This window comes from Paraburkholderia sp. GAS448 (assembly GCF_050435685.1).
Taxonomy (GTDB): Bacteria; Pseudomonadota; Gammaproteobacteria; order Burkholderiales; family Burkholderiaceae; genus Paraburkholderia.
In genome coordinates, this window is the sequence record NZ_JBNDKT010000027.1 from 86,129 (window position 1) to 111,545 (window position 25,417).

A 25,417-nucleotide genomic window follows, 5' to 3' on the forward strand; every position below is an offset into this window, starting at 1 on the left:
CAAAGAACGGAGTGATGAAATGGGTTTGCTGGACGGGAAGGTAGCGGTAGTGACCGGTGCTGGCGCCGGGCTGGGACGTGCATATGCGCAGTTGCTGGCGCGTGAGGGAGCGGCGGTTGTCGTGAACGACTATGCCCAAGGGCCCGCAGAGGAAGTCGCAACTGGCATTCGCGAAGCGGGCGGCACGGCTGTCGCGAGCGTGGCAGACGTCGGTAGTGTTGAAGGCGGGGAAAGCATTCTTCAAGACGCGCTTTCGGCGTTTGGCCACGTGGATATTCTCGTGAACAACGCCGGCATCCTGCGCGACAAGTCGCTGTTGAAGATGGGGGAAGCTGATTGGGATGCGGTGATTCGCGTGCATCTGAAGGGAACGTATTGTGTGACGCGGGCTGTTTTCGGCCAGATGAAGGAGGCGGGGCGCGGCGGCGTGATCGTCAACACCACGTCAACCTCCGGCCTGCGGGGCAAGTTCGGCCAGACCAACTACGGTGCTGCGAAGGCGGGTATCTGGGGATTCTCCAATTCGCTTGCTCAGGAAGGGTTGAAGTACGGTATCCGGGTCTGGACGATCGCGCCCGCGGCGGCCAGCCAGCTGATCGACGGCATGGTGTCGGACGAGTACAAGAAGGTCTTTACGCCCGAGCGCGTCGCTCCAGTGCTGCTGTACATGGTCAGTGATCTGTCTGGCCAGCAGACGGGCAAGACGCTTCTGGCTGGCGGTGGCTATGTCGGCGAGATCCGGATGGAGATTGGTCCGGGGATCGTTCCGCCAGAACAGTTCGACGCCCACGCGTTGGCCGCCGCCGTTGCAGCAGGCAAAGTCATGCTGCCGGAGCGGGATCTCAATTTTGTCAATGCCTACGGGCCGGCGCAGAAGAGCCACTAGGAAGGAAGCATCCATGGCTATCCAGTACCCCGCCGTGCTCGATCTCAAGGAAGAGGGGCGGCATTTTTCCTGGACGGATCGGGACACGATGCTGTACGGGCTTGCGATTGGCATGGGAGCCGATCCGCTCGACCGTCGGGAGTTGCCCTTTGTCTACGAAGAGGGACTGCGGACCGTGCCCACGTTCGCAGCGGTCGCGGCCTGGGGCGCCGGGATCACGCCCGAGCGGATCGGCGTCAATCGCGGCAAGACACTGCACGGTGAAGAAGCCTTGATCGTCCATAAGCCGATTCCGGTCACCGGCAGCGTGATCGCGGACAGCCGGGTGCTTGCGGTCTACGACAAGGGAGAAGGAAAGGGGGCGGTCATCCAGAGGGAAACCGTCCTGCGCGACCTCGACTCGAAAGAGGCGCTCGCGACGCTTACCCGAACCGCATTTGCACGGGCGGACGGTGGATTCGGCGGCCCACCCGACACACGGACTATGAACGTCACGCCCGAGCGGCAGCCGGACGTGACGATTGAATTGCCTACGCGGCGCGATCAGGCGCTGCTTTATCGCCTCTGCGGCGATCGAAATCCGCTGCATGCGGATCCGGAATTAGCGCGTGCGGCTGGCTTTGAAGGGCCGATCCTGCATGGGTTGTGCACCTACGGAATGGCATGCCGCGCGGTCCTGCAGGCATTCTGTGACTACGATCCCGCACGTATTCGCGAGTTCTCGGTCCGCTTCTCGGCGCCAGTGTTTCCGGGGGATCTGCTTACGGTGGATCTGTGGCGCGATGCGCACGATGTCTGGTTCGAAGTCGGTGTGCGTGCCCGGGATATCAAGGTAATCAGGAACGGCAGAGCAACGCTCGCGCAGATCAATTGATTGTGAGAACACTATGGAACATTGCAGCTTCGACGCCCTAAAGCCCGCCACCTCCTACACGAGGGTAGGCGACGACGGCTCGGCCTGGCTGGAAGGAAGTAAATGCCGGGCATGCGGGGCGCGCTTCGTTGGCGCCCGTGAGAACTGCGCGCGCTGCGGCGTGCGCGGATTCATGGAGAGCTATCCGTTGAGTGAATACGGTCGTCTGTACAACTACACCATTGTGTACCGCAGTTATCCGGGTATCTCCGTGCCTTTCGTCTCGGCAGTGGTCGACCTTGACGATGGAACGTCCGTAAAAGGGAACCTGCTCGAGGTCGAGCCCACGGCAGACGCGCTCGCCTTCGGAATGCCCGTAAAGATGGTATTTCGCGGCGCCGAAACGGCCAACGCCGACGCGCTTGGCTATCTCGCCCATTTCTTTGTTCCGGCTTGAGAGGCAGATATGTCCGACGTATATGTGGTAGGTATCGACATGATCCGGTTCGGGCGCTATCCCGACCGTACCGTCGTCCAACTGGCTGCCGAAGCGGCGCTAGGCGCGCTTGATGATTGTGGCATTGCCATCGGAGACGTGCAGGCACTCTATAGCGGAAACATCGGCGAAACCATGACGGGGCAGCGCACGTTGCAACTGATCGGACAGACCGGGATTCCGGTCGTCAATTGCACCAACGCGTGTGCAACCGGGGCGACGGCATTGCGTGAAGGATGGACTGCAATCAAGGCAGGACTCTATGACGTTGTGCTTTGCATCGGCGTCGAGAAAATGCAGCCCGGGATGATCGTCAAGAAGAAGGTAGGTAACGAGCCGCTGCCGGTCGAGGGTCTCATCGGTTCGGAAACGATGCCGGCGGTCTTCGCCATGATGGGCATGGAACATGCCCGTAAATATGGGACCACGCTTGAGCAGTTTGCCAAGGTGTCGGTGAAGAACCACCATCACTCGACCTTCAATCCGAAGGCGATGTACCAGAAAGAGACGCCGCTCGAGGAAGTGATGAACGCGGAGATGATTGCCTACCCGAACACAAAGCTGATGTGCTCGGTTAATGTCGACGGCGCTGCGGCGGCGGTGCTTATGTCGGCAAAGAAGGCTCGGGAACTGGGGCTCGAGCGGCGAGCCGCGAGAGTGAGGGCGTCGGCCCTCGCGAGCGACGCGTGGTCGGAGCGCAATCTGGTGATGCAGGATGTCAACACGGTGACGCGTCTTGCGGCGAAAACAGCATACGAAATGGCTGGCATTGGTCCAGACGAACTGCATCTTGTGGAACTGCATGACTGTTTTGCCACAGCTGAGATTCCCCACTACGAAAACCTGGGCCTGTGCCCGGAGGGAGAGGGCGCAAGCCTGATCGATAAGGGCGAGACGGCGCTCGGTGGCCGCATCCCGGTCAACGTTTCTGGAGGACTCCTGTCAAAAGGACATCCACTTGGTGCAACTGGCATTGCGAACATCTATGAAGTCGTGACGCAGTTGCGCGGCGAAGCCGGCCAGCGGCAGGTGGAAGGTGCACGGCTTGGCCTCACGCACGTGGTCGGGCTTGGCAGCGCCTGTGCGGTGCATATCCTCGAAAAAGTCTGAGCCAGGTCGTCATGCAATACGAGTTTATCTCCGTTATGCAGGAAGCCCGGCTGACGTTGATTACGATAAACCGTCCCGACGTGCTCAATGCGCTGCATCCGCCAGCGCACCACGAACTCGCCACGGCCTTCGACGCGTTCCAGTTCGACAGTAGCCAATGGGTTGCAATTGTCACCGGCGCTGGCGACCGTGCGTTCTGTGCGGGTAACGACCTGAAGTTCCGCGTGGCCGAAGGGCGGCAGCGCATGCCGGAGTCGGGTTTTGCCGGTCTGACGGCCCGCTTTGATCTCGACAAGCCGGTACTGGCGGCGGTCAACGGCCTGGCCGTCGGGGGCGGTTTTGAACTGGCGCTCGCCTGCGACCTGATCGTCGCAGATGAGCGTGCGCAGTTCGCGTTACCAGAAGTCCGGGTGGGGCTTGCCGCGTTGGCGGGTGGTCTACACCGTCTGCCCCGGGAAATCGGCCTCAAGGCTGCGATGGGGATCGCACTGACGGGGCGTCGCGTCGATGCCGCCGAGGCTAACCATCTCGGTTTTGTCAACGAAGTTGTGCCGGCGGGGACCTCCGTCGACGTCGCACGCCGTTGGGCGAACGAGATCCTGCGGAGTGGTCCGTTGGCCGTACGAGCAACAAAGCAGACGATCCTGCGCGGGCTCGACGAAGCTGGGCTGAGTGAGGCGTTGAGTCTGCAGGGTCAATATCCGGCAGTTTTGGCGATGTACGCATCCGATGATGCTACCGAAGGGCCACGGGCGTTCGCTGAAAGGCGCCTTCCCCGTTGGCAGGGCGAGCAGATTGCAGACGATGAGCCACTGCGTGATTGCCCGGCACTGAAAGGAGCGCGGCCATGATCGACTATCACGTTGTGAAATCGTGGAAGTTCGAGGACGTTCGTTATCCGTACACGGCTCGCGAGTCGATGCTTTATGCGCTGAGCGTTGGACTTGGCGTTGAGCCGACAGACCGCGGGCAGTTGCGCTACGTGTATGAAAAAGACCTGCACGCGGTTCCGACGATGGCCACTGTGATGGGCGCTCCGGGTGCCTGGTGGCGTGATCCACGCACGGGCGCCAACGCGTTGAAACTGGTGCACGGCGAGCAATCCCTGCGGATAATCCGGCCTTTGCCAGCACAGGGATGCCTTATCGCCAGAAACCGTGTGCATTCACTGAGCGATAAGGGTGAAGGTCGCGGTGCAATCGGCGTCGTGCTCAGAGACCTCGTCGATGAGGGGACGGGTGAGTTGGTCGCACAGAGCCGCAACGTGAGCTTTCTTCGCGGGGACGGCGGCTTCAGCGCATTCAGCGGCGCCTCCGACCCGGTTCCTGATCCGTTGCCGTCGATGCCCGAGGGGCCGGCAGACCTCGTAATCGACATTTCAAGCTTGCCTCAGGCGGCGTTGATATACCGGTTGACTGGCGATCTGAATCCGTTGCACGCGGATCCGGAGATCGCTGCTGCGGCGGGCTTCAGTCAACCGATCCTCCACGGGCTCTGCACATACGGTATGGCATGCCACGCGGTGCTACGTGCTGCCCTGTCATATGACGCCACAAGACTTCGCGCGATTGCCGCACGCTTCACGGCGCCCGTGTACCCGGGTGAGGAAATCCGGTTCGAGCTGTGGCACATAGGCGACCGGACACTGCGGCTACGCGCGCGCGTGATGGCGCGTGACGCGATCGTGTTGGACAACGGTGTGATCGAAATCGATTGATACGCTGTAAAACAGGAGATGGGCGGTGGGCAAAATGGTAGAAGGGAAGGTGGTCATAGTGACCGGCGCCGGAAGCGGCATCGGCCGCGATCTCGCAAAGGCGTTCGCCGCTAACGGTGCGAGAGTTATCGTCAACGACACCGGTCGGGCTGTGGACAGTGAGGGCTTCGCCGCCGAACAGGTTGTCGCGGAGATTCGGGCTGAAGCAGGAGAGGCCGCTCCGGCAGTGGAAAGCGTGGCCAGCAACGAATCTGCGCAGCGCATTGTTCAGACCGCGCTTGACCACTTTGGCCGGATTGACTGCGTGGTAAATAACGCGGGTATCACACGCGATCGCTTTTTCTTCAATATGAGCGAAGAGGAGTGGCGGGCCGTGCTGGACGTGCACCTGAATGGCTCATTCTACGTCGCGCGCGCCGCCGCGCCGCACTTCAAAAGCCAGGCGTCGGGAAGCTATATCCATATGACTTCGACGAGCGGGTTGGTCGGCAACCTCGGACAAGCCAACTACGCTGCGGCAAAAATGGGCATTGTCGGCCTGTCGAAGTCGCTGGCGCTGGACATGGCCAGATTCAAGGTGCGTTCAAACTGCATCTCGCCGTGGGCATGGACTTCGATGACGGCGAATATCCCTGCCGATACGCCTGAGAACATCGCCAGGATCGAGAAGCTCAAGAAGATGGAAAGCGCGAAGATTGCACCACTGGCCGTGTACCTCGGAAGTGATCAGGCGGTTGACGTTTCGGGCCAAATATTCGGCGTGCGCGCGAATGAGATCTATCTCTTCAGTCAGCCGCGCATCCTGCGCACCTTGCACAGAAGTGATGGATGGACGCCTGAGACCATCGCAGAACATGCGATCCCCGCGCTCGCGCCCAGCTTCTATGAGAACGTGCCGTCGATGGCTATCACACCGTGGGATCCAATCTGAACTCGCTGGATCACGCAACGACATGCCTGGAGGGGGACGACATGAGCCAGATGGAAAAGAGCAGCATTGAGGTGGCCGCGTGTTGGTTGAGCGAGGGTGGCAGATGAGCACGGATCAGTCAAAGCGCTTTCAGGGCAAAATTGCTGTGGTGACCGGCGCCGCCCGCGGTCTCGGCAAGCGGATTGCCGAGGCCTTCATAAACGAGGGCGGCAGCGTGGCAATGTTGGGGCGCAACGTCGCTGCGCTAGAAGCGGCTGCGGCAGAATTGGGCGCGATGGCGGTGGTTTTTCCCACGGACATCTCTGACCCGTTGGCCGTACGTCAGACATTTGATGCGATACACCGGCGCTTCGGCGGCGTCGATTTTCTTGTCAACAACGCCGCGATAGGTCATTTGCAGACGATTGAGGAGGCAGATGATCAACTGCTTCAGCAAGAAGTCGGCGCAAATCTGCTCGGTCCGATCTATTGCATACGCGCAGCCATTCCTTTGATGAAGGCGCGGGGAGGAGGGGGCGTTGTCAATGTCACGTCGGAGTCGGTGAACCGACCTTATCCGTTTCTGACGGTGTACGCAGCCACCAAAAGCGCGATGGAAACCCTGTCGGCGGGGCTGCGAACGGAATTGCGAGGGCAGGGTATCCGTATCACTGTCCTACGTTCGGGCCGGATGAGTGAAAGCGGGTTCAATCGGGATTGGCCTGAGGAGCGCCGAACGCGCTATCACGAGATCGTGAAGGCGGAAGGCTACCACGCGTCGTCGGGCGAGCCGATTTCACCGCAGATTACCGCGAGGGCGGTAATGGATGTGCTGGCTTTGCCGCGCGAGGCCAATATCGACCTGCTTGATCTACGGTCGTCAGGTTAAGCCGACAATGCAAGCTGGGTCAGCGGTCCGTGCCGCGGATCTCAAACTTGAATGAGAATGGCGGGAGAGTCGAAATGCGTTTTCAGGACAAGATCGCGATCGTGACCGGTGCCGGACAAGGTATCGGCGAAGCCTACGCACGCGCACTGGCTCGCGAGGGGGCTGCGGTCGCGGTGGCGGAGATTAACGAGGAGAACGGTCAGCGCGTCGCGCAGGAGATCGTCGGGACGGGAGGCCGCGCGCTGTTCGTCAAGACCGACGTCTCATCGCCCGAGTCGGCTGCGAATCTGGCGGCACGCGTGGCCGAAGCTTTCGGCGGGGTCGACCTGCTGATCAACAATGCGGCGATCTTTGCGGGAATGCGGCGTGAAAGCCTGCTTGAGGTCGATTACGCGTATTACCAGCGGTTCATGGAGGTCAACATGAACGGCGCGCTGATCGTTACGCGCGCGGTCTATAAGTTGATGGTGGAGCGTGGCGGCGGGGCAATCGTGAACCAATCGTCGACTGCTGCTTACGAAGCGGGTAACTACTACAAGATTGCGAAGACCGGCCTGAACGCCATCACGATCGGATTGGCGCGCGAACTTGGGCCGTTGAATATTCGCGTCAATGGTGTCGCGCCGGGCCCGACGGATACGACCGCGACCCGTACCAGTGTCCCACCAGAGCGTCTTCAGGCACTGCTTTCGAACTTGCCTTTGCGTCGCATCGGGACCACGCAGGATGTCGTGAACACGTGCCTTTTCCTGCTATCCGACGATGCGGGTTGGGTCACCGGACAGACCTGGTGCGTGGACGGCGGCACCGTTCTCAGGATCTGAGATGGAACTTGATCTCAGCGATCGGGTCGTGCTGATCGTCGGAGGTAGTAGCGGGATCGGCGCGGCCGCCGCACGGGTTCTTGGCCGGGAAGGGGCGAAGCTCTCACTGGTGGCGCGCCGTCAGCGGGAGCTTGAAGGGATCCGCACGGAATTGACGGCAACCGGGGTGGAGGTTCTCTGCATTGCGGGTGATGCTGGGAATGCCGGTTTCATGGACGATGTTGTGGCGCAGACGGTGTCGCATTTCGGCGGCCTGCATCGCCTTGCGGTGGTGGCCGGTCCCATGGGCACGCGCGCGCTGCTGCACGAACTCGACGACAGCGACTGGAAGTCGTATTTCGAGCAGAGCCTGATGCTGGCAGTTCGCAGTTGTCGCGCAGCGCTGCCAGCATTGCTAGGAACACCCGATAGCGCCATTGTTCTCACGTCTGCGCTTTCGATCCGCGCGCAGAAATCAGGCCTTGTCGCCTACACGGCGATGAAAAGCGCTGTAGCCAGCGTGGCAAAGAATATCGCGCGGACTTATGGATCACGGGGTTTGCGCGCCAATTGCATCGCGCCAGGGATCATCGACAGGGATGCGCAGACCAACCGGGCACTTGCGGCTAGATATGGTGTGCCCGAGTGCAAGGCGCGCTATGAGCAGGTGCGCCGCGAGTCTGGCATGTCGGTTGCGCTGGAGCGGGCTGGGCGCCATGAAGAGTTTGCCGATCTCATTGCCTATCTGCTGTCTGCCCGCGCTTCGTATGTGACAGGCGCGACGGTCAATATCGACGGTGGCACCGATTTTTAGCCAGCGTTGCTCAATGCAGCGCATTTTCTTTTGCGAGGAATGAGATGAGCGCGTCGAGGAGCCGGGTTGTCGTGATAACGGGAGGTGCGGGCCAGCTTGGTCGTGCGGTCGAGAGCGCTTTCGCGCGAACCGGAAGCCGACGGGTGGTGATCGACGTCGACGAGGCGGCACTTCATGCGGCTTACCCCACCGAATCAGGTGATCGTCTGCTGATGTCGGCTGACCTGACGGATACCGAATCGGTCGACAGGGCCGTGGCTGTTGCCGTCGAAAAGTTTGGCACGGTCGACGTGCTCTGCAACGTAGCCGGTGGCTTTTACTATGGTGAACCGGTCCACCAGATGAAAGTGGATGTCTGGCATCGCATGATGGACCTGAATGCGGTGACCATGATCAACGTGGTTCGCGCCGTGGTGCCGTTGATGATATCCGGAGAAAAAGGCACCGTCATCAACGTCGGCGCTGCGGCCCATACGCGCGGTCAGGCATGTATGAGCGCTTATGCCGCTGCCAAAGGCGCTGTGATGCGATTGACAGAAAGCATGGCAGCGGAGTTGCGCAAGGAGGAAATCGGTGTGTTTTGCGTGATGCCTGAGATCATGGATACGCCAGCAAACAGGGCCGATATGCCTGCTGCCGATACGTCGTCCTGGACGCCTCCGTCGGCAATAGCTGAGGTAATGGTGTTGTTGAGCCAGGATGCAGCTTTCATCATGAGCGGTGGCCTGTTTTCTGTTAGTGGCAAGCCGCGTGTTTCGCACGACGTGACATAGCGCTTCAGTGACATCGGTTCGACGCGTTTCGCCATGGACAAAAAGCGAAAGATTCTCAGTACCGCCGGTGCAGGGTTGGTATCCGTGACCGGCCAACTTACTCGTCGTCTGCGAGCCGTAGTTTTCCCGGTGCTAAACATCCGGCTCAAACAGCGGCAGCCAGACGTCTTCGCGTTTGTCGAAGAGCACCCGTACCGGCATGCCGATCTTTACATCTCCAGGTGAGCAGTTAACGATATTCGTTGTGAGTCGCAGATCCCTTTGTTCCGCAATCTCAACGATGGCGATCACATAAGGCGCTTCGAGGCCGCGCTCCCATATTTGATGGTTGATCGTGCAGGACGCGACCGTCGCCTTTCCGGAGACGGCGCAGGGAGCGACTTCGCGCGATTTGCAGCGGGGGCAGATAGGAAGAGGCGGGTGAACATAGAATCCGCAGGCGTCGCAGCGGATGAAGTGCAGCTTGCCGGATTCGCCGGCCTGCCAGAAGAATGTGTTTTCGTCGGTCAGGCGAGGCAAATGCCGCCGAGGGATCGACTCGATGGCCCCTTGGGGGTGGTCCGTTGACGCATCACTCATTGCGGCCTCCGCATTTGTCAAGCAAGGAGAGTGATTCGCGCAGACGCGTTGAACATTCCAGAACGATCCGCTCGATCAGTTGGGCGCAGGTTGGAACATCGTCAATCAGGCCCATGACCATGCCCGCTGTCAGCACGCCGCCGTCGGAATCACCGGATATCCAGGCATCCCGGCCGCGGGTACCGATGACGAGGTGTCGAATATCCTCAAATTTGCAGCCCCCTGGCTGCCGTTCCAGGGCGATCACCTCGTCCGATACGCTGTTCCTGAAGACGCGGGCCGTGTTACCCAGTGTCCGGAAGATCAGGTTGGTATCCTTTTCGGTTGCTGCGACCAATGCCCGCTTCAGATCGTCATGTACGGGCGCTTCCCGGGTGCATAAGAAGCGCGTTCCCATGTTGATGCCCTCAGCGCCGAGCGCGAGTGCGGCTGCCATGCCTCGTCCGTCTCCGATGCCGCCCGACGCAACAACGGGAATCGTGAGTGCCCGGGTTGCAAGCGGGATGAGAATCAACCCAGGGACATCGTCCTCCCCGGGGTGTCCGGCGCATTCGAAGCCGTCGATAGAGATGATGTCCACGCCGGCTCGCTCGGCAGAAACCGCGTGGCGCACAGATGTGCATTTGTGGACGATCGTCACCTTGTGACGTTTGAAGCGTTCGATAAACGCCTTGGGACTGCTCCCCGCTGTCTCGACAATCTTGACGCCTGCGTCGATGATCGCGTCGACATACTCTTCATAGGGAGGCGCGGACGCGGTAGGCAGGATGGTCAGGTTGACGCCGAATGGACGGTCGGTCATCGACCGACACCGTTCGATTTCCTGCGCCAGATGAGCAGGCGTAGGCTGAGTCAGCGCTGTCAGCACGCCAAGGCCGCCGGCGTTGGAAACTGCGGATGCAAGCTCTGCCTTTCCGATCCATTGCATCCCACCCTGGATGACAGGGTAGCGGATGCCCAGGATTTGCGTGACACGATTTTCTAACATGGGTGCTTTCACTCGGCTTCGAGACAGTTGATCAGGTACGGCCAGCTATAGCGGGACATGTTCATCGGCCGGTAAAGCGAGGCGGACGCCGTTCCTTGAATGCGGATACCCCCTCCTTGTAGTCATCCGTCAATCCACATTTGCGCTGCAACTCCGATTCGATATCCAGTTGTTCGTCGAGTGTTGCGCGCGCCGCATGGCGGATGGCAAGTTTCGCGTTCGCCAGGCCTTTCGTCGGGCCGCGAGAAAGCTGCTCGACCAATGCCTCGCGTTCTGCCTCGAAGTGCTCGTCGTCGATCGCTTTCCATATCAGGCCCCATTCAACTGCTGTTGCCGCAGACAGCGTGCCGCCCGTCAGCGTGAATCCCAGCGCGCGGGCCTGCCCGACAAGATGCGGCAGAGTCCAGGTGCCGCCTGCATCGGGTACGAGGCCGATGCTGGAAAAAGCCTGGACAAACCGCGCGCTCGAGCACGCAATCACCACATCGCAAGCGAGCGCGAGGCTGACTCCAGCTCCCGCCGCCACACCGTTCACCGCACAGACAACCGGCATCGGCAATGCGGCGAGACGACGGATGAGCGGGTTGTAATAAGTGCGGGTCGTTCGCCCGAGATCGAGCGGCCCCGCCTGGACGTCACGTTCCGCGAGATCCTGACCTGCGCAGAACCCTTTGCCGGCGGCAGTCAGCAGCAGAACCCTCACCTCCGCGTCAGCCTCGACTCGGGTAAGTGCGTCGGCCACTTCTTTGTGCATCTGCGTGTTAAAGGCATTCAGCCGCTCCGGGCGGTTGAGCGTCAGGCGCGCAACACCAGAACCACGTTCAAAGAGAATTGTCTGGTAAGTCATAAGGCTCGTTGTATCAACCGGCAAATGGTGTGTGCAGCATCCGTTCGCGCTGGACGCGCGTGTCGCCCCACAGCTGGTCCATCACGTGTGCACGCTTGAGATAGAGATGGGCATCCGCTTCCGAGGTGAAGCCAATTGCGCCGTGCACCTGGATGTTCTGGGATGCGTTCTTCAGTGCGGCGTCGATCGAGACCAGCTTGCAGGCTGTGCCATGAAAGCCGGCGCCCGCGTCATTGTCGGCTAGCGTCAACGACGCCACGGCTGCCTGGCACAGAGCCGACTCAGCACGGATCGCCATATCGGCGCATATATGCTTGATGGCCTGAAACGAACCGATTGGCCTGCCGAACTGCTCGCGAATCTTCGCGTACTCGACGGCCATGTCTCGGGTGGCTTCGGCGAGTCCAACTGCGAAGGCCCCGATCAGCACGAGCGCGCGCGTGTAAATCGCGTCCTGCTCGATACTGACCCACGCAGCGGGACGAACGTCTTCCAGGTGGGCGCGTTCGAGCGACAGCGAGTGATCCATCGCGTGGACCTGCTCGATCGCCGTGAAGTCGCTGCGCCTGAGCAGTGCAGCGCCCTGTTCATCGCAGCATAGTACCCACGGTGCATCGATGCTTTCGATGAGGTGAAATTCTCCGTGACAGAGCGGTCCGATGCCTGCATCTCCGCGCGGATTCCCCAGCCCGACGCGCGCCTTGCCAGATAGCAGATCGTGCAGCAGCGCTGTATCGCCCGCAGCTGCAGCAACACGCGCGCCGAGCATCGAGCCAATGATGGCGGGAGAGATCAGGTGCCGCCCGAACTCGCGATAGACCACCATCTCTTCTGCGCTGCTCAAACCTATTCCTCCTGATTCTTCGGGAATGGAGACGCCGAGGAAGCCGAGTTCTGCCAGGTGCGGCCACAGCCGATGATCCTGATTGCCGATTTGAGGCGCAGGGGGACGGAAGCGGGAGACGGGCGCTTCTTCGGACAGAAAGTGTTTCAGTGTGTCAACAATCTGGACCTGATCTTCGGAAAGCAGCAGATTCATGTATGCCTCTCAAGTGTTAGCGGGGGAGGCCGAGAACGCGTTCGCCGATGATGTTGCGCTGGATCTGCGCGGTACCGGCTGCGATCGTGATCGAAAAGGAGCGAAGGTAGTAGTAGACCCAGTCGTCGTCCTCGGGATTCTCCAGCGCGTAGGGACCGAGAATGTCTAGCGCAAGCCGGCGCACACGCTGCTGTGTCTCGCCAACCATCGCCCGCATCAATGAACTCTCGGAACCCCTGATGCCAGCCTGCGCGCGCGAGACGACCATATATGTCATGGCTCTTGCCGCTGCCATGTCTGCACGCAACTGCGCGAGCCGCGCACCGATCTCATCTCGCGACAGCGGACAGTCAGCTCCCAGCCGCTGCTGCGCCCTTTCGATCATCTTCTCGAGCAGAAACGCATAGCGGATCATGTCCCGGATCTGAGCCGTGCCGCGCTCGAAGCCCAGCGTTGACATCGCGACATTCCATCCGTCGTTGACCGCGCCGACGACGTTCGCCAACGGTATGCGCACGTCGTCGTAAAAGCATTGGACGAAATGCACCTGATTCGGCGAAGTCATGATCTCGATGGGACGCAGCGTGATGCCAGGCGATTTCATGTCGCAGATCACCCAGCTAATACCCTTATGCTTAGGCGCTTCCGGGTCCGTGCGAACCAGCAGTTCCTGCCAGTCCGACAGATGCCCATGGCTCGTCCAGATCTTTGAACCGTTGACCACCAGATGGTCTCCATCGATGCGTGCGCTAGTTTTCAGGCTTCCGAGATCCGATCCGGCGTTGGGTTCGGAAAAGCCCTGGCACCAGATGGTCTGGCCGCTGAGAATCCTTTGCAGATGCTCCCGCTTTTGCACTTCCGAGCCACGGGCAATGATGGTCGGGCCGGCATGGTTGAGTGCGACGAAGCATAAGTGATTGTCCGGCGCATCTGCACGCGCGTATTCCTCATGCCAGATCAACTGCCGTGTGAGAGAGAGTCCGAGACCGCCGTATTCCTTTGGCCACGAAACACCAGCCCAACCGCCTTCATATTGCCTCTTCTGCCAGACGAGGTCGAATTCGCGCATGGCCTGGCCGGCGTGAGGACGCCGTTCGTTCGGGCTATTGCTGTTCAGCCAGTCCCGGGCTTCCTCGCGGAAAACCTTGTCTTCACGGGAAAACTGCAAATCCATCTCGCTCCTCCAGTTTGTTCGAGCGTTCGCCTTCTTTAAATAAATGATATAACATCAGTTATTGATGGTCAACAGAGCTCCGCTTTCGACTCTAAAATACCCCGTAAGTCCCTGATAAATACGGATTTTGTACGAGTTTTCCCTGGTGTTTTGCATATCTTTAAAAATGACGACAAGTAAGTTATGATGAAGTTGACGGCCTTGGAGTGGGGGGGGTCGATCAAGCAGTCGGTTGTCCCGTGATTCCTGTCTTATGGAGATGAAATGTCGTCGATGAGCACCAGGCACCTGGGTGAACGTATCCGCAGCGTGCTGCTCCTGAAGCCTGACGCAGTTGCAGTGGAAGCTGGCCACACGGTTGCGACCTGGGGAGACCTCGGTCGGGCGGCTGAGGAAATAGAGAGTCTGCTGTTGCGCAACGGGGTGGGTCGCGATGCGCCGGTTGGCTGGGTGGCCCGCAATCGGCCAGCAGCAGTTGCCTCGTTCGTCAGCTTGTTGATCGGCGGTTGGATGGTTGTTCCGCTGCGGCCGAGGCAGGCCTCGGCGACCTTCGCGGCGGAACTGGCCGCCCAGCGGTTATGTGCTGTCCTCGCAGACGATGACGACTGGGCAGAAGAAGGCGTAGTGGCGGCAGCGGCGCAAGCCGGTACTCTGGGCATTATCGTCAGCGGCTCTTCGCCAGTGCAAACGAGCGTGCACCCCCAGCTTTCAATGGTCGGCGCCGGTCCACATCGGCAACCCATGCCGGGATACATCCTGGAGAGGCTCACCAGTGGCACGACGGGGGCGCCCAAGCGGATTCCAGTGCGGGAAGAGGTGCTGATCCCGTCGCTTCAATCCGCTGAACAGCGCGGCAGGGGCGCATCAGACGGCGAATTGGGCCTGAAGCGCTCGCCAGCGATTCTGCTCAAGCCGTTTAGCCATGCGGGTGGACTGTTCGGACTGCTGCTCGCGCTGTACCAGGCGCGCCCGATGGTGCTGCTCGAGAAGTTCGTGCCCGACGAGTGGGCGAGGGCCGTCGAGCGCTATCAGATCAAATCCGCGAGTCTGGTGCCGGCGATGATCCAGATGATTCTGGAAGCTAACATCGAACCGCAGTTCCTGAAGAGCCTGAAGGCCATTCGGGCGGGAACCGCGCCACTGGATCCGCAGGTCCAGGTCGATTTCGAGCAGCGCTATGGTGTCCCCGTCCTCGTCGACTACGGCGCGGCCGAGTTCATCGGCGGCGTGGCCGGCTGGACGCTCGACGACCATCGGCAGTACGCATCCGCCAAGCGTCGCAGTGTTGGGCGCGCGCGTAGTGATGTCTTGCTGAAGGTTGCCGCGCCAGATGACTCCGAGACCGCTCTGTCCGCAGGTCAGGTCGGCGTGCTGAGCGTGAAGTGCGATCGGTTCGGGCCCGAATGGATCCGCACCAACGATCTTGCGTCGATCGACGAAGACGGATTTCTGTTCCTGCACGGACGTGCGGATGATGCGATCAACCGTGGCGGTTTCAAGATCCTCCCAGAAGAAGTTGCTGCCGTGCTGCGACGATACCCGGGCGTCCGTGACGCTGCGGTCATCGGCAAGGCGGATCGCCGTCTCGGCCAGGTTCCGGTCGCGGCGATAGAAATGGCCCCCGGCGCTGTCGCGCCCACTGCAGATGAGCTGATCGCCTTCGCACGCCAGCTGCTCACCCCTTACATGATTCCCACAGAGTTCCGGATTGTCGAGGCGCTTCCGCGTACGGCTTCGATGAAGGTGAGTCGGCCTGAGCTCAAAGCGTTGTTGGGTGTCTAGCGTTTAGGACAGGAATATGGAAAGCACTATCGTCAAGGAATACACAACCATTCTCGTCGATGTCGCCGACGGCATCGCGACCGTCACGCTGAACCGGCCCGACAAGCTCAATTGCTTCAACCGGGACATGGTTGTGGAGTTCCGTGAACTGTGGCGCCAGCTACGCACCGAGCCAGACGTGCGGGTCGTGGTCTTGCGTGCCGCGCCTGGGCGCGCGTTCTGTTCCGGGGTCGACGTCAAGGAGGGATGGCGGGCGTCCGGCCAGGAGGACATGCCGTTTGATCAGGACGATCCGGGCGAGTGGCTCGGACCGAAGAGCAATAAGGTGTGGAAACCCCTGATTGTTGCCGTGCATGGCATCGCCGCGGGCGGCGCGTTCTATTGGCTCAATGAAGCCGACATCGTGATCTGCTCCGAGGATGCGACATTCTTCGATCCGCACCTGAAGTTCGGCAAGATTTCCGCAGTCGAACCAATCGGGGCGATGGGACACATTCCGTATCAGGAAATCATGCGAATGGTGCTGCTCGCCGACGCCGAGCGGATCAGTGCGAGTACCGCGCTACGGATAAGCCTGGTCACCGAGGTGACTGCGAACGAACAGTTATGGGCGCGTGCTCACGAACTTGCCGCCATGGTCGCAAGACGTCATCCCGTGGCAGTACAGGGATCTGTGCGCGCTGTCTGGGAGGCTCAAAGTTTGCCAAGGGCGCAGGCAGTGAGCAATGCGTTGAAGTACATACAGATTGGCAAGCCAATCGCCACAGACCTGAACCCGGTGAGTACCAAAGCGGAGGCCGGATGGACACTGCGATGAAGTGGGGCGTTTCCTTTGTGCCAACGGATAGCGGGTCCACGGTAATGAGCCCGCAGGTGCGGTTGAGCCATTACGCGCGTGACCTCACGCTCAATCGACAAGGAATCTGGTCATGACCTCTGTATCCGACACGATGTGGGACGTTGCTGAAGATTCGGTGCAGCGGGGGGAGCGTGGCGAACTCACGAAAGTCCGCGATGGGCGCGTTCTCATCCTCACGCTGAACCGTCCTGAAAGTTTGAACGCGCTGACGCCGTATTTGCATCAGCGACTCCTGGAGGCGTTGCGCGAGGCGGCGAGCGACAAGGAGGTGGGTGCGGTTGTTCTATGTGGCGCGGGACGTGCATTCTGTTCGGGTGGCGACATGCGTCGCCCTGAAGCGTCTAATACGTCCGATGCGGGTACGCGGCCGAGTCTGGAGGATCGCGCCGACAGCCTTCTTCATCACGGCGAGACGGCGCGGTTGCTGCACACCATGCCAAAGCCGACGATTGCAATGATCAATGGGGTTGCGGCCGGCGCCGGCCTCGCGCTGGCACTGGCCTGCGATATGCGGTTCGCCGCACGCGGCGTGACGCTTACGACCTCCTATGTCCGGGTTGCCATGTCAGGTGATCTCGGCGTGAGCTATTTCCTGACGCAACTGGTGGGCTCCGCAAAAGCTCGGGAACTGATGTTCGTCGGCGACAAGATCTCAGCGGAGGAGGCGCTTCGCATCGGACTGGTCACGCGAGTGGAAGATGCTCCCGGGCTTCGCCAGGCGACGTTACACATGGCAGCCCGACTGGCGGACGGTCCGGCGATTGCGCTGCGCTATATCAAGCAGAACATCGCGCGGGCGGAAGTGGGCTCACTGGATGAGGTGATGGAATGCGAGGCGTTTCATATGGCGCGCTGCAGTCGCACGCAGGACGTCAAGGAGGCCGCGCTCGCATTTCGTGAGAAACGCATGCCTCGCTTTACCGGAACCTGAAGGCTTCGCATTTATCGAGCCAGGACAGGGGTAGCAGCCAATGGCTTCCCTCAAGGAACAGGTTGTTGGGTGGTCCGCGAATTTTGGATCATCCTTATGGAGACAATAGATGGAACTGAAAGAGCAGGAAAACGCAACAGACGCAGCCGTCTCCGAGGAAAACTCGGGAACGATCACGCAATCGGATATCGAACGGGCGAAAGACCAGATCGGGATTCCGAAATTTGCTTACAACAAACCGTACAACGAGATTGCGTCACGCGACGTTCTGCGTCATTTCGCCTGGGCCTGTGGAGATGACAATCCTCTGTGGCATGACCCCGCCTACGGCAGAGCCACACGCTGGCGCGACCAGATCGCTTTTCCGCTATTTCTCCATTCGACGGGCACGAACCTGACGCCCAGACCAGACGCCGCGCAGAAACAGCTATTCAAGGGGCTGTTTCGGGGCGTAGGAAAGTACTACACGGGCGTCACATGGACGTGGTGGCAACCCATATACCCGGAAGAACAGCTCTTTGTGGAACGCGTGACGTCCGAGGTGAAGGTCAATGAGAAGTCTTCATTCAGCGGTGGCATTTCGGTAACCGAGGTCTACCGCGACCTGTGGGTCAACCGGGCCGGGCTGCCAGTCGGACGCCGCGAAGAGGCCTATCTGAGCGCTGAACGCGAAGGCAGCAGGAAGACCGGCCGCTACGCTTCCGTCACCCGTCAGACCTATAGCACCGAGGACATTGCGCGAATCGATGAAGTCTATGCGGCTGAGCAGCGACGCGGCGCCGAAAAGCGATACTGGGACGATGTGCAGATCGGAGATGAACTCACTCCCGTTGCAAAAGGACCTCTGACAATGGTCGACATTATTTCGATGCACATGGGTCTCGGGTTGTCCAGCAGCGGCATCGGGCCTTTGCGCTACAACTGGCGGCAGCGCAGCCGTATGCCGGCATTTTTTGTGCCCGATGCCTGGGGGGTACCCGACGTGGTGCAGCGAGTGCACTGGGATCACCAGCGCGCGACAGATCTTGGACTGCCGACTTCCTACGACTACGGGCAGATGCGCACCAGCTGGCTGATTCATCTGGTCACAAACTGGATGGGCGATGACGCCTGGCTGTGGCAGCTGTCGTGCCAGTCGCGTGCATTCAACTTCATGGGCGATACGACGATCTGTTCAGGGCGGGTAGTCGGAAAAAGAGAGATCGGCGCCCGACACGTGATCGATCTGGAAATCTGGGGTACTAACCAACGGGGCGAGGTAACGGCGCCGGGTACCGCGACGGTCATTCTACCTACCCGGGCCGGCAAGGCGATTGTTCTTCCCTCTCCGCCTGACGACATGATGGCGCGTGGCGCGGGGATGATGCAGGCTGCTGCGCAGCGCCAATGAACCAGATGGCGTGCATATCCAGGGGCCGGACGCGGCACAGAGCAGGAATTTGTCGAGGACACCATGAATTTTGATTTCTCTGAAGAAGCACTCGCCATCGGAGAGGAAGCGAAGCGTACGCTTGTGCGTCACGATAGCCTGCGCGGCGCCCGACGCGTACTCGATGGTTTGTGTCCCTACGACGAACCGCTGTGGCGTCTCGTTGCGGAGCTGGGCTGGACGGCAGTGTCGCTTCCCGAAGCGTATGGAGGCTCTGGCCTGTCCGACGAAGTGCTGTGTATGCTTGCCTACGAATTGGGCCGGGCGAATGCAGCGATTCCGTTTTCCTCGTCAGTGTACTTCGCGGCCATGGCGATCGGAATCCACGGGTCTGCCGAACAGAAACAACGGCTGCTGCCCGCGCTTGGTGCGGGTAAGCTGATCGGCGCTTTCGGGTTTGCCGAGGGCTTCGAGGCAACGTGCACCGGCCCTTTCTCGGCCAAAGTCAACGGCGGCCTTCTTACAGGGACGAAATGGCCTGTGACGGATGGTACTTATGCCGATTTCGCTATCGTCGCTGCGACGGACGGATCGGATGACGGTACCTGTGGCTTTTATCTCGTCGACCTGAATGCGTCAGGGGTCGAGCGGCAGCGCCTTGTCACGCTGGACCCGACGCGCGATCACGCGCGTATCCGGTTCGATGGCGCTCATGCTGAACGGTTGGGATCGATGCGGATGTCGGCGGAGGATATGCGCGCCTTGATCGCACGCGCCGGGGTTCCGCTTGCATTCGAATTGCTGGGCGGTGCACAAGCCTGTCTGGACATGGCAGTCGAATACGCAAAACAACGCTACGCGTTCGGACGACCGATTGGATCCTTCCAGGCCATCAAGCACAAATTGGCGGATATGTACATCGCCGTTGAACTGGCCCGATCAAACGCCTATTTCGCAGCATGGGCGCTCGCGGGCGATCCATCGAAGCTGACAATTGCTGCCGCGTCAGCCCAACTTTGCGCATCGAACGCCTTCCAGCTTTGCGCGAAAGAAAACATTCAGGTGCATGGCGGCTTCGGGGTGACCTGGGAGGCCGACTGCCATCTTTATCTACGGCGCGCAAAGATGCTGGCTGCGCTGAACGGACCTTCCTCCGATTGGAAAGAGCATATCGTGAGCGAACTTGTCCGGCGCCCTGACCTCATTACTGGATAACATCATGGATTTTGACGATAAGCCAGACGAAGCATCGTTTCGCGCCGACGTGCGCACATTCCTCGAGCAGCATGCTCCGCGCAAGCGTGAAACTTCGGCACGTCTGTCCCAAGGCGCGCCCGATGCGGAAATGGTCAAGCGGGCCCGCGAATGGCAGGCAATCAAGGCCGATCATGGTTTTGCGTCGATCCCGTTGCCGAAACGGTGGGGTGGCCGCGAAGGCAAGCCGATCGAACAGCTTATTTACAATCAGGAAGAAGCACACTTCGATGTGCCCCGCGGCGTATTCGAAGTGACGCTCGGCATGTGCATACCGACACTGCTGAGCTACGCGGGACCGGCGGTGCTGGAGCGTCATGTTGGTCCAGCGCTCAGAGGCAAGGAACTCTGGTGCCAGCTTTTTTCCGAGCCTTCTGCCGGATCTGATCTCGCCGCGCTGCGCACGCGCGCGACTCGCGACGGAGAAGACTGGCTCGTCAGTGGGCAGAAAATCTGGACGTCGCACGCTAACATTGCGGATTTCGGCCTCCTGTTGGCTCGTACGGATACGAAAGTTTCCAAGCATGCGGGCCTCACAGCGTTCTTCATCGATATGCGTTCGCCCGGAATCGAAGTCAGGCCGATCAAGCGGATCTCCGGCGACCATAACTTTAACGAAGTGTTTTTTGACAACTTGCGGGTGCCGGATGCGCAGCGCCTCGGTGCCGTGGGGGAGGGGTGGAGCGTGGCCCTCACCACGCTTTCCCACGAGCGGCTTGCCATAGCAGAAACAAGCGGTCCCACGTTCGCCGACGTATTCACGCTATGTTCGAAAACGAGAATCGGCGGGAAGCTGCCGGTTGAAAACCAGAGTGTCAGAGACAGGCTGGCAGACTGGTACGTTCAAGCCGAGGGCGTTCGATATACACGATATCGCGTAATGACTGCTCTGTCCCGTGGGCAAAAGCCCGGCCCCGAGGCGTCCATTGCCAAGGCCGTTAACGCCACCAGACTTCAGGAGATCGTTTCGCTGGCACTGGATATGATGGGTCCGGCCGCAGTGGTTAGCGACCCAGATCAATCACTATACGGCGGTCTTTTTCAGGATGCCTATCTGTATGCGCCTGGAAAACGAATTGCGGGTGGAACAGACGAGATATTGAGAAACATTATTGCCGAACGAGTTCTGGGCTTACCAGGGGATTTGCGCGCGGACAGAAACATGCCCTTTGACGAGATACCCATATCGTCAGCCCGATAAGCAGGCGATTCATCACCGCGCACGATTCGTCACTTTTGAGCAAAGAATCAAATTGAAACGATACATCCGCGGCTCAACGACCTCATCTTCCGAAGTGGTGTGACCATGGAAAATTGCCTTAGTGAATACAACTTTCAGCTCTATATCGATCCGTATGACATGCGCAGCGCAGTGATTGGCGACACGGACGGAACGGTCGTGGCGACGGTGAACCGGTTTGCTGCGTGGCACGGAGACGGTCTTGCTGTTGCTCGACTTTTGAGTGCCGCTCCCGCGATGCTGAAGGCACTCGAGGTCGCTCTGGATGCGTACAGTCCGAATTCTCACCTGCTTGGGGTGGAGTGCAGCACGCAGCAGAGATTTGCGGCGTCGACGATACGGGAGGCCATCGGCCTTGCCTTATATGGTTCGCCCGACGAAGTCCATCGGAAGGGGGACAGACAATCCGGAGCGCGTGAGCCGGCTCCGGCCTATGTCGAGTGAGATGACAGCCATCACTACTTTCGTCCTTGTTCACGGTGCCTTCCATGGTGGCTGGTGCTATAGCCGCGTCGCGCGAATCTTGCGGGCCGCCGGTCATGATGTCTTTACGCCGACCTTGACGGGTCTTGGTGAACGTGCGCATCTAGCGCATATGTCGGTCAACCTTTCACTTCACGTCGAGGACGTGGCCGCATTGCTGCGCAACGAAGAACTCACGGACGTGATACTGTGCGGCCATTCTTATGCTGGCATGGTGATCACAGGTGTAGCGGCCGCCGAAGGCGAGCGCATCCGCACGCTCGTCTACCTTGATGCAATTGTTCCACAAGACGGTCAGTCATTGTTCGACGTTGTCGGGCTCGAAACCATGCAGCTCACGATTGCCGCTGCTGCACGGGACGGTCTCGTACCGTCTCCCGGAACAGCGTTCTTCAATGTAAATGCCGCTGATTCGGAATGGGTCGAACGTCGCTGCGTGCCTCAATCCATTGCCACCTTCGTTGAAGCGGTGCGCCTGACAGGCAGGGAGTGCGCGGTTCGGAATCGCACTTATATGCTTGCCAGCAACTATGGCTATGCCCTGAACCGCGAAACATTTGACCGATTGGGTCAGGATCCGGCGTGGCACACGGTCGCCATCGACGCAGGGCACGACATGATGATTGATGCACCAGAAGAACTCGCGCAGGCGTTGCTCCAGGAAATCGGGCGGTAGCTTCGCGAACCGATGGCCCCAGCGGGGCGGCCACGCTGGGCGAGAGAAAATTGCAGGCCCGGCGAAGAGCGGAGCTTCAATGCCACTTCAACGTGGCGGTTACCCCTCCGTCTACCAAAATGTCGGTTCCGGTGATGAAAGAGGCCGCCGGGCTGATCAGCCATTCCACGGCCGATGCAATTTCAGCCGGCGTGCCTATACGAGCCAACGCTGCGTTCTTCAACTTTTCGGCGACCGCTGCGGTCCTCAGTTCCCGGGAAGCCATCGGGGTAGAGATAATGCCAGGGCTTACCGAAACGAGCCGTGCGCCGCGTGCGCCCCACATGCGAGCATCATGTTGGACGCGCAACTGATTAGCACGCTTGGCCGTTCTGTAGGCAGTTGAACGATCATTGTTGTTTAACTTGCCCGCGATATCGAGCAATGTTTCCGTCGGGCTAGTCGCGAACAACCGCTCGGTCTCGGCGGACAGGCTGACACTATAGCCGCCCATGCTGGCAATGACGACACCGACTGTGCCATCGCCGGCAAGCGGAAGGAAGGAATCCAGCAACAAGGCGGTGCCAAGAAGATTTACTGCATAGATTTTGTCTGCTGACGCCATGACGGGCGATACACCGGCGGTATGTACGAACGCGCGCAGCGGACCCAGCGAGTCGACGAGACTTGCAAACTCCTCGACCGATCCGGCATCAGAGGCATCGAGAAACTGAGTGATAACGGTATAGCCCTCTTCGCTCAGAGCGCGCTCAGTCGCGGCGAGACATTGGGTATCGAAATCTCCGAGCACTACAGCACGGCCAGGGCCCAGCCGCCGCGCGCACGCGCTTCCCATGCCTCCTGCACCGGTTATCGCAACAACCTCCATATTCAGCGCTCCTGTCGATTTCGCTTTCAATTCACCTTTTAAGGGGTTGATTAGTAAATGATGGATCATCATCTACAGATGTCAATGTGAGAGTTTTTCGAGTGACTTTGACCAGATGAAACCGAGTAAATAGCTGAAAAATGAGTCGCTCGCCGTCCATCCGCCGTGGTATAAACTGATGAAGAGTCATTTATGTGGCTATGATCGGACGATGGGAGAGGACTGTCAAGCCGGATAGTTGATCTGGCCGCGGGTCTCGGACATCCGATAGGTCATTTCGTCCGTCTGGACAGGTTGTAAGGCATTGTCTTTGTCATGGATAGAGGTCATGGATAAGCGAGGGTTTGTGTCGAATATCTCGGATGCGAAGACGTGTGCAGAACCCCCAGCCAATCCCGATCTTCCGCCTGCATCCAGATTCCTTCCCATGGCGATGGCCAGTGCGCTATTCATGGATCTGCTGGATACCTCTGCGTTGGGTGCGGCGTTGCCGACCCTGGCCCGGCAGTTCCACACCAGTCCAGTACAATTAAAGTTCGCGTTGACGGCGTATCTCATGACGATGGCAGTGTTTGTGCCCGCAAGCGGTTGGCTTGCGGATCGCTATGGCGCGCGGCGCGTCTTTGTGAATGCCGTAAAAATATATCTGCTGGGCTCCCTCTGCTGTGGACTGTCTGATTCTGTGTCGACGCTTGTCGCGGCACGCGTGTTACAAGGCATCGGCGGCGCGATGATGACGCCTGTTGCCCGACTGATTGTCGTTGCAACCACGCCGCGCGCCCGACTGGTTCACGCGATGAACGCGTTTACGATGCCAGCAGTGATTGGACCGTTGCTGGGACCTCCGTTGGCCGGTCTTTTGCTGGAGGTGGCAAGCTGGCGATGGATCTTTTTTATCAATTTACCGGTTGGGCTGGTTGGAATTTTCGCTGTGCTTCGGATCGTGCCGCGTCTTCGTCAAATTCACCCCGGTAAATTCGACTGGGTTGGTTTTCTCCTGGCGGCATGCACGATTATGGCTGTCGTCAGCCTGTCCGAGACGGTCGGGACGGGATTGCTTTCGACTGGTGAGCAGATCAGCCTTGTGGCTTGCTCGATAGTCGGCGGTGTGGTGTTTGTATGGCATGCGTTGCGAAGCAAGACGCCCATGCTGGACCTGCGGATATTTTCGAAAGCCACTTATCGGGCCAGCATGATAGGTGGATCGCTGATGCGTTCAAGCATCAGTGCCACGCCTTTTTTGTTTCCCCTCCTGTTCCAGATCGGACTCGGATGGTCGCCTGTGCGGTCGGGATTCGTCATGACCGCAATCATGCTTGGTTCTATCCTCGCCAGGTTTGGAGGAACCCTCACTATTCGGGTGATTGGCTTTCGCAGGGCGTTACTCGCCACAGCAGTTTTGACCGCCATTGCCACAATGACGCCAGCGACTTTCCGCAGCAGCACTCCAGCGATATTTATCGTGGCAACTCTGGTAGCAGGGGGATTCTTCAGGGCAGCGCATTTCGTTGCCGCTTCTGCGCTTGCGTTCGCGGATGTGGATCCTGCAGAGGTGAGCAGGGCATCGACATTGTCAACGGTCATTCGTAAGCGGTAATTTCGGCTCATCTGGAACCTGCGGGTGAGAGGGAACAAGATTGCGTCCGCAGCTTACACATTGCGGACGCAACTTATGACTGACCTACAAACTGACTTTGACTTCCTGCCCCTGCGGGTGATCGGCAAATCGGCCGACGGCAAGAACCGGTACGACCGCGAGGGCAAGCGAAAGCTGATCGAGGCGTGCCAGAAACCCGGAGCCTCCGTGGCCGGGCTGGCGCTGAAGGCCGGCGTGAACGCCAACCAGCTTCGCAAATGGATTAGCCTGGCGCGCCAACAGACACGTCCCCGACGTGCACGGCAGCCGGCACCAGGCAATTCGCCGGCATTCGTTCCTGTTCTGGAAGTGGTTGATGCTGAACCTGTGCACTTGCCATCCAGGTCGGCGCTGCCCGACGCCGAGCCAGTTGCGGCGCGGCGTGAGCCGATGCGGGCCTCGCAACGCCCGCCGTTGCCTTCACGGCTGGTGGCGCAATTG

At 59.7% G+C, this 25,417-nt stretch carries 27 protein-coding genes; 21 read left to right on the forward strand and 6 right to left on the reverse strand.

Annotation, left to right across the window (positions count from 1 at the left end):
• The first annotated feature begins 19 nt into the window (after positions 1 to 19).
• The 11 genes from P3T23_RS34390 to P3T23_RS34440 all read left to right on the forward strand — a co-directional run bounded on the left by P3T23_RS34390 (position 20) and on the right by P3T23_RS34440 (position 9,251).
• Complete coding sequence (locus P3T23_RS34390) at positions 20 to 886, forward strand: SDR family NAD(P)-dependent oxidoreductase (protein WP_429320529.1); 867 nt, start codon at positions 20 to 22, stop codon at positions 884 to 886.
• Between the two features lie 13 nt (positions 887 to 899).
• The gene (locus tag P3T23_RS34395) at positions 900 to 1,760 is read left to right on the forward strand and encodes a MaoC/PaaZ C-terminal domain-containing protein (RefSeq protein ID WP_429320530.1); all 861 of its coding nucleotides are present in this window, start codon (positions 900 to 902) and stop codon (positions 1,758 to 1,760) included.
• Between the two features lie 13 nt (positions 1,761 to 1,773).
• Positions 1,774 to 2,196: a Zn-ribbon domain-containing OB-fold protein gene (locus P3T23_RS34400; RefSeq protein WP_429320531.1), complete on the forward strand. Its 423-nt coding sequence runs from the start codon at positions 1,774 to 1,776 to the stop codon at positions 2,194 to 2,196.
• Between the two features lie 9 nt (positions 2,197 to 2,205).
• Positions 2,206 to 3,345: a thiolase family protein gene (locus tag P3T23_RS34405; RefSeq protein WP_429320532.1), complete on the forward strand. Its 1,140-nt coding sequence runs from the start codon at positions 2,206 to 2,208 to the stop codon at positions 3,343 to 3,345.
• An 11-nt stretch (positions 3,346 to 3,356) separates the two neighbouring features.
• Complete coding sequence (locus tag P3T23_RS34410; RefSeq protein ID WP_429320533.1) at positions 3,357 to 4,196, forward strand: enoyl-CoA hydratase-related protein; 840 nt, start codon at positions 3,357 to 3,359, stop codon at positions 4,194 to 4,196.
• Positions 4,193 to 5,062, forward strand: a complete 870-nt coding sequence (locus P3T23_RS34415) for a MaoC/PaaZ C-terminal domain-containing protein (RefSeq protein WP_429320534.1) — start codon at positions 4,193 to 4,195, stop codon at positions 5,060 to 5,062. The genes P3T23_RS34410 and P3T23_RS34415 overlap by 4 nt, the downstream gene beginning before the upstream one ends.
• A 34-nt stretch (positions 5,063 to 5,096) precedes the next feature.
• Positions 5,097 to 5,993: an SDR family NAD(P)-dependent oxidoreductase gene (locus tag P3T23_RS34420; RefSeq protein ID WP_429320556.1), complete on the forward strand. Its 897-nt coding sequence runs from the start codon at positions 5,097 to 5,099 to the stop codon at positions 5,991 to 5,993.
• Between the two features lie 103 nt (positions 5,994 to 6,096).
• Positions 6,097 to 6,861, forward strand: coding sequence for an SDR family oxidoreductase (locus P3T23_RS34425; RefSeq protein WP_429320535.1), 765 nt, complete (start codon positions 6,097 to 6,099; stop codon positions 6,859 to 6,861).
• 74 nt (positions 6,862 to 6,935) lie between these two features.
• Positions 6,936 to 7,685 (forward strand): SDR family oxidoreductase, encoded by a 750-nt coding sequence (locus P3T23_RS34430; protein ID WP_429320536.1) that lies wholly within the window; start codon positions 6,936 to 6,938, stop codon positions 7,683 to 7,685.
• A gap of 1 nt (position 7,686) precedes the next feature.
• The gene (locus P3T23_RS34435; protein ID WP_429320537.1) at positions 7,687 to 8,478 is read left to right on the forward strand and encodes an SDR family NAD(P)-dependent oxidoreductase; all 792 of its coding nucleotides are present in this window, start codon (positions 7,687 to 7,689) and stop codon (positions 8,476 to 8,478) included.
• 44 nt (positions 8,479 to 8,522) lie between these two features.
• A complete protein-coding gene (locus tag P3T23_RS34440; protein ID WP_429320538.1) occupies positions 8,523 to 9,251 on the forward strand; it encodes an SDR family NAD(P)-dependent oxidoreductase in 729 nt (242 codons plus the stop codon).
• 132 nt (positions 9,252 to 9,383) lie between these two features.
• Here the strand turns inward: P3T23_RS34440 and P3T23_RS34445 are convergent, their stop codons facing one another.
• From P3T23_RS34445 to P3T23_RS34465, 5 genes are all read right to left on the reverse strand, one after another.
• A complete protein-coding gene (locus tag P3T23_RS34445) occupies positions 9,384 to 9,830 on the reverse strand; it encodes a Zn-ribbon domain-containing OB-fold protein (protein WP_429320539.1) in 447 nt (148 codons plus the stop codon).
• Positions 9,823 to 10,818, reverse strand: coding sequence for an NAD(P)H-dependent flavin oxidoreductase (locus tag P3T23_RS34450; RefSeq protein WP_429320557.1), 996 nt, complete (start codon positions 10,816 to 10,818; stop codon positions 9,823 to 9,825). Before P3T23_RS34450 ends, P3T23_RS34445 begins: the two co-directional genes overlap by 8 nt.
• A gap of 61 nt (positions 10,819 to 10,879) precedes the next feature.
• Entirely contained in the window at positions 10,880 to 11,665 is a 786-nt protein-coding gene (paaG, locus tag P3T23_RS34455) for a 2-(1,2-epoxy-1,2-dihydrophenyl)acetyl-CoA isomerase PaaG (protein ID WP_429320540.1), read from the reverse strand.
• A gap of 13 nt (positions 11,666 to 11,678) precedes the next feature.
• Positions 11,679 to 12,704 (reverse strand): acyl-CoA dehydrogenase family protein, encoded by a 1,026-nt coding sequence (locus P3T23_RS34460; protein WP_429320541.1) that lies wholly within the window; start codon positions 12,702 to 12,704, stop codon positions 11,679 to 11,681.
• 16 nt (positions 12,705 to 12,720) lie between these two features.
• Complete coding sequence (locus tag P3T23_RS34465) at positions 12,721 to 13,878, reverse strand: acyl-CoA dehydrogenase family protein (RefSeq protein WP_429320542.1); 1,158 nt, start codon at positions 13,876 to 13,878, stop codon at positions 12,721 to 12,723.
• Between the two features lie 273 nt (positions 13,879 to 14,151).
• Between P3T23_RS34465 and P3T23_RS34470 the strand changes: the two genes are divergently transcribed.
• The 8 genes from P3T23_RS34470 to P3T23_RS34505 all read left to right on the forward strand — a co-directional run bounded on the left by P3T23_RS34470 (position 14,152) and on the right by P3T23_RS34505 (position 22,472).
• Entirely contained in the window at positions 14,152 to 15,660 is a 1,509-nt protein-coding gene (locus P3T23_RS34470) for a class I adenylate-forming enzyme family protein (protein WP_429320543.1), read from the forward strand.
• A 16-nt stretch (positions 15,661 to 15,676) separates the two neighbouring features.
• Positions 15,677 to 16,477 (forward strand): enoyl-CoA hydratase/isomerase family protein, encoded by an 801-nt coding sequence (locus tag P3T23_RS34475; protein WP_429320544.1) that lies wholly within the window; start codon positions 15,677 to 15,679, stop codon positions 16,475 to 16,477.
• 112 nt (positions 16,478 to 16,589) lie between these two features.
• Positions 16,590 to 17,450, forward strand: coding sequence for an enoyl-CoA hydratase-related protein (locus tag P3T23_RS34480; protein ID WP_429320545.1), 861 nt, complete (start codon positions 16,590 to 16,592; stop codon positions 17,448 to 17,450).
• 109 nt (positions 17,451 to 17,559) lie between these two features.
• Positions 17,560 to 18,840 (forward strand): FAS1-like dehydratase domain-containing protein, encoded by a 1,281-nt coding sequence (locus tag P3T23_RS34485; RefSeq protein ID WP_429320546.1) that lies wholly within the window; start codon positions 17,560 to 17,562, stop codon positions 18,838 to 18,840.
• A gap of 63 nt (positions 18,841 to 18,903) precedes the next feature.
• Positions 18,904 to 20,034 (forward strand): acyl-CoA dehydrogenase family protein, encoded by a 1,131-nt coding sequence (locus P3T23_RS34490; protein WP_429320547.1) that lies wholly within the window; start codon positions 18,904 to 18,906, stop codon positions 20,032 to 20,034.
• Positions 20,035 to 20,038: 4 nt separating this feature from the next.
• The gene (locus P3T23_RS34495) at positions 20,039 to 21,274 is read left to right on the forward strand and encodes an acyl-CoA dehydrogenase family protein (RefSeq protein WP_429320548.1); all 1,236 of its coding nucleotides are present in this window, start codon (positions 20,039 to 20,041) and stop codon (positions 21,272 to 21,274) included.
• A gap of 105 nt (positions 21,275 to 21,379) precedes the next feature.
• On the forward strand, positions 21,380 to 21,757 hold the full coding sequence (locus tag P3T23_RS34500; RefSeq protein ID WP_429320549.1) for a hypothetical protein: 378 nt from the start codon (positions 21,380 to 21,382) through the stop codon (positions 21,755 to 21,757).
• A gap of 1 nt (position 21,758) precedes the next feature.
• Complete coding sequence (locus P3T23_RS34505) at positions 21,759 to 22,472, forward strand: alpha/beta fold hydrolase (RefSeq protein WP_429320550.1); 714 nt, start codon at positions 21,759 to 21,761, stop codon at positions 22,470 to 22,472.
• A gap of 76 nt (positions 22,473 to 22,548) precedes the next feature.
• Here the strand turns inward: P3T23_RS34505 and P3T23_RS34510 are convergent, their stop codons facing one another.
• Positions 22,549 to 23,412, reverse strand: a complete 864-nt coding sequence (locus P3T23_RS34510; RefSeq protein ID WP_429320551.1) for an SDR family oxidoreductase — start codon at positions 23,410 to 23,412, stop codon at positions 22,549 to 22,551.
• 256 nt (positions 23,413 to 23,668) lie between these two features.
• Here P3T23_RS34510 and P3T23_RS34515 point away from each other — a divergent pair, with 256 nt between their 5' ends.
• Complete coding sequence (locus P3T23_RS34515; protein WP_429320552.1) at positions 23,669 to 24,937, forward strand: MFS transporter; 1,269 nt, start codon at positions 23,669 to 23,671, stop codon at positions 24,935 to 24,937.
• A gap of 75 nt (positions 24,938 to 25,012) precedes the next feature.
• On the forward strand, positions 25,013 to 25,417 hold a 405-nt coding region (locus P3T23_RS34520; RefSeq protein WP_429320553.1), incomplete at its 3' end, for a transposase.